This window comes from Chelativorans petroleitrophicus (assembly GCF_025398195.1).
Lineage (GTDB): Bacteria > Pseudomonadota > Alphaproteobacteria > Rhizobiales > Rhizobiaceae > Chelativorans > Chelativorans petroleitrophicus.
On the sequence record NZ_JAODNV010000039.1, the window covers coordinates 1 to 8,580 of the forward strand.

Below are 8,580 nucleotides of genomic sequence, written 5' to 3' on the forward strand. Positions count from 1 at the left end.
GCGATGCCGCCCGCGCTGGCGCCACGACCATCATTGCACTAACAATCAAATTGGACCCGTCCGTGGGGGCCGATCACGCTCCACGCCGCAGAGAGCTTCGACAGTGGCCGCGCGCTGACGCTGGAGTCGGACGGCCGCATCGCAACCGCCCGCGACGCCACCCTGACCCTGTCCGGATCCATCGGCGGCGACGGCGTCCTGGTCAAGGACGGCGCCGGCACGCTGGTGCTCACCGGCACGAACCGCTACCGGGGAGGCACCCGGGTCGAGGCCGGGGCACTGGTCGGCCATGCCGCCGGCTTCGGCGATGGCGACATCCGGGTGGACGACGGCGCTTCCCTGCGCTTCGACCAGCACACGACGGCGTCGCTCGCCGCTGCCCTCTCCGGTGCAGGCGACATCGTCAAGGAAGGCGAAGGCGGCCTGACCCTGGCTGGCGACAGCTCCGGCTTCACCGGCACGACCACGGTGTCCGCCGGCACGCTGCGGGTCGACGGCATGCTTGGCGGCCGCGTCTCGGTGGAGGACGGCGCCACGCTCGGCGGCACCGGCACGGTCGGCGACACTACGGTGAAGGCGGGCGCCACCCTCGCCCCGGGCAATTCGATCGGTACCCTGCGGATCGATGGCGACCTGGTCTTCCAGGCCGGTGCGCGCTACGAGGTCGAGGTCGATCCGGCGGGCACCGGCAGCGACCTGGTCGAGGTGACCGGAACCGCCTCGCTCCAGGGCGGCAGCGTGGTCCACATCGGGGCCAATGACGGGTACCGCCTCCGCTCGACCTATCGCATCCTCTCGGCGGGATCGCTGCAGGGGACCTTCGACGAGGTGAGTTCCGACTTCGCCTTCCTGGCCCCGGAACTGGCCTACGACCACCAGGCCGGCACGGTGGACCTGACGCTCGTGCGCAACGACCGCGACTTCGCCTCGGTGGCATTGACCCGCAACCAGAAGGCCACCGCGGCCGGCATCGAGAGCATCGGTCTCGAGGCCGGCCATGCGGTCCATGACGCGATCGCGCAGATGCCAGACGACGCCGCGCTGATCCGCGCCGGCTTCGACGCGCTCTCGGGCGAAGCGCATGCCTCGGCCCGCGCGCTCCTGCTGGACGATGCCGGCTGGCTGGCGGACGCGGTCACGCGGCGCCACGCGGGCGCGGCCGCGACGGGCGAACTGACCCCGGCCACCACGCTCTGGCTGGATGCCGGCGGTGGCCAGGCCCGAACCGGCAGCGACGGCAACGGGGCCCGCTGGCAGGGCAACGCCCACGGACTGGCGGTGGGCGCGGACGTCGAGGTCGGCCCGGGCCGGATCGGCCTGGCCGCCGGCAAGCGCCGCACCAACCAGCAGGTCAGCGACCGGAGCTCCCGGAACCGCATCGACAGCCGCCACCTGGCGCTCCACGCGGCCGCGACGCTCGGGCCGGTGCAGCTCGCCGGCGGCGTTGCCCGCGGCAGGTACACGCTGGAACTGGACCGCCGGGTGGCGCTCGCCGAGATCGACGAAACGCTGGCGTCGTCGTCCGACGCCGAGGCCGATGTGCTGTTCCTGGAAGCCAGTCTGGCCGAGCCTGCCCGCGGCGTGGCCCCCTGGCTGGGCATCCGCCAGGTCCGCCTCGACAGCGACCCGGCCCGGGAGTCCGGCGGCAGCGCCGCGCTGTCGGTGGCCGGGGGACGCCACGACCTGGGCAGCGCCACGCTGGGGGTGCTGGCCGACCGCCGGCTTGGCGATGGAAGCCGGCTGCAGGCCCGCCTGGGCTGGCGCCACGCCTGGGGCGACCTCACGCCATGGGCCACGGTCGCGTTCGATGCCGGCGATGCGTTCACGGTGTACGCCCCGGCCATGGCCCGCAACAGCCTGGTCTACGCCCTGGACCTGGGGCTGGCCACCGGCCCGCGCAGCCGTCTTGCCCTGGGCATGGCCGGCCAGGCCGGCGACGGCAGCCGCGCGTGGGGCGCGCAGCTGCAGTGGCAGGCGACGTTCTAGGGCCGCGTGGACCAGGTCGATCCTGGTCCTCGACCACCGCGACGACGCGCACGCCCGCGCGATCGTCGCCGCATCGGGCGGCGGGCCGACCGTCCGGCCCGCCCGGCGATGGACGAACGTGGTGGGTCAGCCCTGCAGCGCCATCGCCGCCATGTGCCGGCGGTAGTGGCGTAGCTCGGCGATGGAGTCGTGGACGTCGGCCAGGGCGGTGTGCGCGCCCTGCTTCTGCACGCCGGCCAGCACCTGCGGCGCCCAGCGCCGGGCCAGTTCCTTGATCGTGCTCACGTCCAGGTTGCGGTAGTGGAAGTACTGCTCCAGGCGCGGCATCAGCCGGTGCAGGAAGCGGCGGTCCTGGCAGATCGAGTTGCCGCACATGGGCGACTGCCCAGCCTCGACCCACTCGCGCAGGAAGGCGATGGTCCGCGCCTCGGCCTCGGCCATCGACACGCCCTCCTCCAGCACCCGCCGCCACAGGCCGGAGCGGCGGTGCTGGTTGCGGTTCCACTCGTCCATCGCCTCCAGGGTGGCCAGCGGATGGGCGATGGCCAGCGACGGGCCTTCGGCCAGCACTTCCAGGTTGGCGTCGGTCACCACGGTGGCGATCTCCAGGATGGAGTCGCGGTCCGTGTCCAGCCCCGTCATCTCCAGGTCGATCCAGATCAGACGGTCCTGTGCTGCGTTTTGGCCCATTGCGAGTGTTCCGGTGTGCGCTTGTCTGCCGCGCGTGGGCTGGCATGATAGCGCAGCCCCCCGCGCGTACCGGAGCCGATGAGTCCGTCCACCGACCACGCCGTGCTCACCGCGATGCTGGCGCCAGCGTTCTTCCTGACCGCCACCGCCTCGCTGCTGCTGTCGGCCAACAACCGGCTGGCGCGCATCATCGACCGCACCCGCACCCTGCTGCGCGAGCTGGCCGAGCTGGACGACCCGGACCAGCGCGCCCTCTACGAGAAGCGGGTGGCGCTGCAGCGCCGGCGCAGCACCATCATCCTGCGCGCCGGCCAGCTGCTGTACGGGGCCATCACCTTCTTCGTCGCCACCAGCCTGGCCATCGCCTTGGACGCCTTCACCGGGCACCGCCTCGGCGTCGTGCCGGTGTGGCTGGCCAGCGGCGGCGTGCTGTGCATGTTCTCGGCCAGCCTGCTGCTCGCCCGCGAATCCACCCTCGCGGTCACCGCGATCCAGGAGGAGATGGACCACCGGCCGCGGGCGCGCCGCGGCTGAGGCCGCGGTCAGGTCAGTGGCGGCTTGCCGCGCTTGCGCCGGAAGTAGTTGGTCAGGCGCGTGCCGGCCTCGGCCGCCAGCACCCCGCCGGTCACCGCCACGCGATGGTTGTGGCGCGGGTCGGCCAGCAGGTCGAACACGCTGCCGGCCGCGCCGGTCTTGGGGTCGGTGGCGGCGTACACCACGCGGGCGATACGTGCGTGGACCATGGCCATGGCGCACATGGCGCAGGGCTCCAGGGTCACGTACAGGGTGCAGCCGACCAGGCGGTGGTTGCCCAGCCGGGCCCCGCCCTGGCGCATGGCCACGATCTCGGCGTGGGCGCTGGGGTCGTGGTCGCGGATGTTGCGGTTCCAGCCCTCACCGACGACCTCCCCGTCCGGCGACACCAGCACCGCGCCCACCGGCACCTCGTCGTACTCCTGCTCGGCGCGTTCGGCCAGGGCCAGGGCGTGGCGCATGAAGCGCTCGTCCGTGGCCGGGTCGGCCGCGGCGGCGGCGGGCGGCTCGCGCGCGTCCAACAGCTTCCAGAACACCCGGGTGGCGCCCAGCCCGCCCAGCGGCTTGTAGGCGTACTCGGGGATGTCGCCGGCCACGTGGTAGCCCAGCCTGCGGTAGAAGCCGCTGGCCCCCTCCACCAGCGAGGCATCCAGGGTGATCAGCCGGCGCCCGCGCTCGCGCGCGACCTGCTCCAGGGCGCGCACCAGCGCCGCGCCCACGCCCAGTCCGCGCGCGGCGGTGGCGGTCATCACCTTGGTCAGCTCGGCGCGGTGCGGCTGGCTGGGCGCCTGCACCAGGGCCAGCGAGCCGGTGCCGAGCAGCTGGCCGCCGCGCCAGGCGCACAGGACCACGCGCTCGCCGCGCTCGGCCGCCTCCAGCGCCCCGTCCCAGAAGACGCGCGCCTCCTCCAGCGGCAGAGGATGCATGAAGCCGACCGAGCCGTTGTGGGCCACGGTCTCCACCAGCAGTGCGGCCAAGGCGTCGCGGTCGCCCCGTCCGGCGGGGGCGATGCGCAGGGAAGGTTCTTCGGTCTGCATGGAACGGGCGGAGGAAGGCGGCGCGTGCGCCGGGAGCCGGACGGTGCGCGCGGCGCGGGCCGGACCGGGGGCGGCAAAGGGTAGCCGAAAAACGGGCGCCACCGGAGGACGGCGCCGGCCGGGGTTTCAGCGCAGCAGGGCCAGCAGTGCCTCCGCGGCGGGCGCGGACGAGGCCAGGTTCTGGCCGGTGACCAGGCGGCCGTCGGTGACCACGTAGGGCTGGAAGTCGGCCGCCTTCGAGTACCGGCCGCCGTTTCCGCGCAGCATGGCCTCCACCGAGAACGGCACCACCGCGGTCAGGCCCACGGCCGCCTCCTCGCTGTCGCTGAAGGCGGTGACCTGGCGGCCCTGCACCAGCGGCGCACCGTCCGGCCGGCGCGCGCGGCGCAGTACGGCCGGACCGTGGCAGACCGCGCCGATGGGCTTGCCGGTGGCCTCGGCGCGCTCGATCAGCGCCACCGAGCGCGCGTCCTCGGCCAGGTCCCACAGCGGGCCGTGGCCGCCCGGGTAGAACAGCGCGTCGAAGTCGTCCATGGACACCTCGGCCAGGGGCCGGGTGGCGGCCAGCGCGGCCATGGCCCGGGCGTCGGCCTGGAACCGGCGGGTGTCCTCCGTCTGCGCCTCCGGCGCGCCGCTGCGCGGGTCCAGCGGCGGCTGGCCGCCCCTGGGCGAGGCCAGCACGATCTCCGCCCCGGCGTCACGGAAGCGCCAGTACGGCGCGGCCAGCTCCTCCAGCCAGAAGCCGGTCTTCTCGCCGGTCTCGCCCAGGCGGTCGTGGGAAGTCAGCACCATGAGGATCTTCATGCCGTGCACTCTCCTGTCGGGGAAGGAAGGCGGGCCGTGGCCGGCCCGCGTGCCATCAGCTTGCCGCATGGCGGCGTGGCGGGCATCCGCCCGCCGCCACCGTGCGCCAGATAATAAACACTCGGAAATTCAAATTGTTGCGCGCCATTCCTGAAGCGCATTCACAGGCGCGCGCCGGATGCCGGGGGCGCCCCGCCCGCCCGGATCACCAGCGCTGGTGCACCCAGGGCTTGATGTCCTGCTCGTAGATGCGGGCCACCGCCTCCATGGTCTGCGGCGGCAGCGCCGGCAGCCCGGCCGCGGCGATGTTGGCCAGCGCCTGCTGGCGGTTGCGCGCACCCGGGATCACCACCGTCACCGCCTCGTGCATCAGGATCCAGCGCAGCGCCAGCTGCGCCAGGGTGGCGCCTTCCGGCACCAGCGGGCGCAGCTTCTCCACCGCGACCAGGCCCACCTCGTAGGGCACGCCGGCGAAGGTCTCGCCCACGTCGAAGGCTTCGCCGTGGCGGTTGAAGCGGCGGTGGTCGTCCTCGGCGAAGGTGGTGTCCGGGCCGAACTTGCCGGTCAGCAGGCCGCTGGCCAGCGGCACGCGCACGATCACCGCCACGTTGCGGCGCTGCGCCTGCCGGAAGAACAGCTCCGCCGGGCGCTGCCGGAACATGTTGAAGATGATCTGCACGCTGGCCACGCCCGGGTACTCGATGGCCTTGAGGGCCTCCTCCACCCGCTCGACGCTGACGCCGTAGTGGCGGATCTTGCCCTGCTCGACCAGGCGCTCCATCGCCTCGAAGATCTCCGGGTGGTAGTAGGCGTCGGTCGGCGGGCAGTGCAGCTGCACCAGGTCCAGCGTGTCGGCCTCCAGGTTGCGCAGGCTGCGCTCGATCCAGGCCGACAGGTTCTGTGCGGTGTACCCCTCCACCACCTGCTTCGGCAGGCGGTGGCCGGCCTTGGTGGCCACGAACGGGCGCGGGCCGCCGCGCTCCTTCAGCACGCGGGCGATCAGCCGCTCGGAATGGCCGTCGCCGTACACGTCGGCGGTGTCGATGAAGTCCAGGCCCGCGTCCAGCGCGGCGTGCAGGGCCGCCATGGACTCGGCATCGTCGGTCCGGCCCCAGGCGCCGCCGATGGCCCAGGCGCCAAAGCCGATCTCGCCGACCTGGCGGCCGGTACGTCCGAACACTCTCTTTTGCATGGGAACCTCTCGGGGGAAGGCAGACGCGCGGGCGCCGGCGGACACCGGCGGGGCCTGCCGCCGGGCCATGATGCAGCACCGGGCCGGCGCCCCCCAAGCCTGCGGCCCGCGGCCCGCCTCAGCCCGCGGGCCGGCAGCGGAGCAGCACCACGCCGGAGCCGAAACGCTCCGCCGACACAGTGCGGAAGGCGTGGCCCGCCCACAGGGGCGGCAGCCGCGGGCCGCGCGTGGCAAACAGCGGCTGCAGGAGGATGTGCACCTCGTCGAGCATTCCCGCCGCGGCCAGCGAAGCGGCCAGTCCGGGGCTGCCGAACAGGACCACGCTCCCGCCGATGCCGGCCAGCGTGGCGCGCAGCGCCTCCAGGCCGGCGACCCGGGTGGTGCCGGGCCAGGCCGTGGCCGGTTCGCGGCCGGACACGACGATCCGGGGTTTTGCATCCAGCACCCGGGCCAGCTCCAGCACCTCCGCCGGCAGGTCGCGACGGTGCAGCGCCCGTGGCCAGACGGCGGCGAACAGCTCGTACGTGGCCCGGCCCAGCAGCAGCGCCGCGGCCGAGCGCGCCAGCGCGGCGGCATAGCGGTGGTGTTCGGCGTCGGCGACCACGTCCCCGTGGTGGCAGGTGCCGGAGAGCGTGGCGTTGATCGAGCAGATGATGCGGGGCATGGCGCGGACTCCGTCGGAGCTCACTCCCCCGGCAGGACGATCCAACGGCCGGGCGGTCGACACGGTGACCGCGCCGCCCGCGGGCCACACCGCCCGGCAAGCCGCTAGGATGTGGAGGCAGTCATGGCGCCGGCACGGGGCCGCGCCCTGCGCCGGGGAAGCACGCATGCCGCCAGATGGAATGATGCACGCGATGGTCCTGCACCGGCCGGGTCAGTCGCTGGTGTGGGAGACACGGCCGCTGCCCGCGCCCGGCCCGGGACAGGTGCGGCTGCGCGTGCTGGCCTGCGCGGTGTGCCGCACCGACCTGCACGTGGTGGACGGCGAACTGCCCCACCCGGCCCTGCCGCGGGTGCCCGGGCACGAGATCGTGGGCGTGGTGGAGGCCACCGGCCCGGTCGCCGACGCAGTGGCAAGGCGGCTGGCCGAAGGCCAACCCTCTTCAAGCAATGCGAGCATCCGGAATGCGTGCTTTGGTTTTACGATCGGACCAAGGCGCGAGTGGCGCTGGTGCGGCATGGCGCTTTGCGGCCACCGCTACAAAGGCTGCACGATCCAGGGAGATGTCAGCGCCGAAGTAAAACTGACCCACCCTCGCCGAAGTAATTTTGACCCCCCTGGGCGAGGATGGCGGCTTTTTTTGAGCCGTCGAGATGTTGACCCAGGAGCAAGCGGTGGAGATCAAGGTTTTAGAACGACAAGGGCGCTCGATTCGGCAGATCATGCGAGAGACCGGGTTGTCGCGTAACACAGTGCGCAAGTACCTGCGTGGTGCGGTGAAGGTGCAGTACGGGCCGCGCGAAGCGAGGCCCTGCAAGCTCGATCCCTTCAAGCCCTATGTGCTCGATCGCATCGAGCAGGCGCGTCCAGACTGGATTCCGGCGACGGTCTTGCTGCGCGAGATCCAAGCGGCGGGCTACACCGGCGGGATCAGCCAGCTCAAGGCATATATCCGCCCATTCAAGGCGGTTCGTGCCGATCCGGTCGTACGGTTTGAGACCGAGCCGGGCCTGCAGATGCAAGCGGACTTCACGACGATCCGTCGCGGGCGCGATCGCTTGCTCGCATTCGTCGCCACGCTCGGCTACAGCCGAGCGACCTTCGTTCGGTTCACGGACTCGGAGCGGTTCGAGGACTGGCGCGATGGGCTCATCGCGGCCTTCGAGTACTTCGGCGGTGTGCCGCGCCAAGTGCTGTTCGACAACACCAAGACGGTGATCCTCAAGCGCGATGCCTACGGGCCAGAGCTGCATCGCTGGCATGCCGGTATGCTCGAGGTGGCTCACGAGTATGGCTTTCAGCTGCGGGTGTGTAAGCCATATCGGGCTCGCACGAAGGGCAAGGTCGAGCGCTTCAACGGCTACTTGAAGCGCAGCTTCTTGGTGCCGCTGAACGCGACATTGCGTGCGGCCGGATTGAAGCTCGATGTGCAGACCGCTAATCGCGAAGTGCTGCGATGGCTCAACGAAGTCGCCAACACGCGTACACATGCGACAACGGGTGTTCAGCCCTGCGCGCGATTGTCAGAGGATCAAGCTCACTTCTCGGCGCTGCCGATCCGTGCGACGCAGGACGCTCCTGCGATCTCGCACGCGATGAACCGCGCCGGGATTGCCGGAGGCATTTTGGTTTGAGTCACGCTGCCATGGCCGGCTCTTCGAGCATAGCGTAGT

Annotated in this window: 8 protein-coding genes and 1 pseudogene; 4 read left to right on the forward strand and 5 right to left on the reverse strand. The window is 72.0% G+C overall.

The genetic code is table 11. The annotated features are described in order from the left end of the window. The first annotated feature begins 198 nt into the window (after positions 1-198). Entirely contained in the window at positions 199-1,986 is a 1,788-nt protein-coding gene (locus NYR54_RS18820) for an autotransporter outer membrane beta-barrel domain-containing protein (protein ID WP_261517246.1), read from the forward strand. Between the two features lie 126 nt (positions 1,987-2,112). On the opposite strand, the gene orn is transcribed toward NYR54_RS18820, so the two are convergent. Next, positions 2,113-2,676, reverse strand: coding sequence for an oligoribonuclease (gene orn / locus NYR54_RS18825; RefSeq protein ID WP_261517242.1), 564 nt, complete (start codon positions 2,674-2,676; stop codon positions 2,113-2,115). Positions 2,677-2,754: 78 nt separating this feature from the next. Between orn and NYR54_RS18830 the strand changes: the two genes are divergently transcribed. Next, positions 2,755-3,210, forward strand: a complete 456-nt coding sequence (locus NYR54_RS18830) for a DUF2721 domain-containing protein (RefSeq protein WP_162123919.1) — start codon at positions 2,755-2,757, stop codon at positions 3,208-3,210. Positions 3,211-3,218: 8 nt separating this feature from the next. Here NYR54_RS18830 and tadA read toward each other — a convergent pair whose 3' ends face one another. The 4 genes from tadA to NYR54_RS18855 all read right to left on the reverse strand — a co-directional run bounded on the left by tadA (position 3,219) and on the right by NYR54_RS18855 (position 6,907). Continuing rightward, on the reverse strand, positions 3,219-4,247 hold the full coding sequence (gene tadA / locus NYR54_RS19320; RefSeq protein WP_341484327.1) for a tRNA adenosine(34) deaminase TadA: 1,029 nt from the start codon (positions 4,245-4,247) through the stop codon (positions 3,219-3,221). Positions 4,248-4,373: 126 nt separating this feature from the next. After that, positions 4,374-5,051, reverse strand: coding sequence for a type 1 glutamine amidotransferase domain-containing protein (locus NYR54_RS18845; RefSeq protein ID WP_261517243.1), 678 nt, complete (start codon positions 5,049-5,051; stop codon positions 4,374-4,376). A gap of 205 nt (positions 5,052-5,256) precedes the next feature. Beyond that, positions 5,257-6,243, reverse strand: coding sequence for an aldo/keto reductase (locus NYR54_RS18850; protein WP_261517244.1), 987 nt, complete (start codon positions 6,241-6,243; stop codon positions 5,257-5,259). A 118-nt stretch (positions 6,244-6,361) separates the two neighbouring features. Beyond that, on the reverse strand, positions 6,362-6,907 hold the full coding sequence (locus tag NYR54_RS18855; RefSeq protein WP_261517245.1) for a dihydrofolate reductase family protein: 546 nt from the start codon (positions 6,905-6,907) through the stop codon (positions 6,362-6,364). 184 nt (positions 6,908-7,091) lie between these two features. Between NYR54_RS18855 and NYR54_RS18860 the strand changes: the two are divergent. Both NYR54_RS18860 and istA read left to right on the forward strand, forming a co-directional pair. Next, positions 7,092-7,442: pseudogene (locus tag NYR54_RS18860) on the forward strand (alcohol dehydrogenase catalytic domain-containing protein); the annotation flags it as partial. 118 nt (positions 7,443-7,560) lie between these two features. Further along, entirely contained in the window at positions 7,561-8,541 is a 981-nt protein-coding gene (gene istA, locus NYR54_RS18865; RefSeq protein WP_423738648.1) for an IS21 family transposase, read from the forward strand. Positions 8,542-8,580 lie beyond the last annotated feature (39 nt).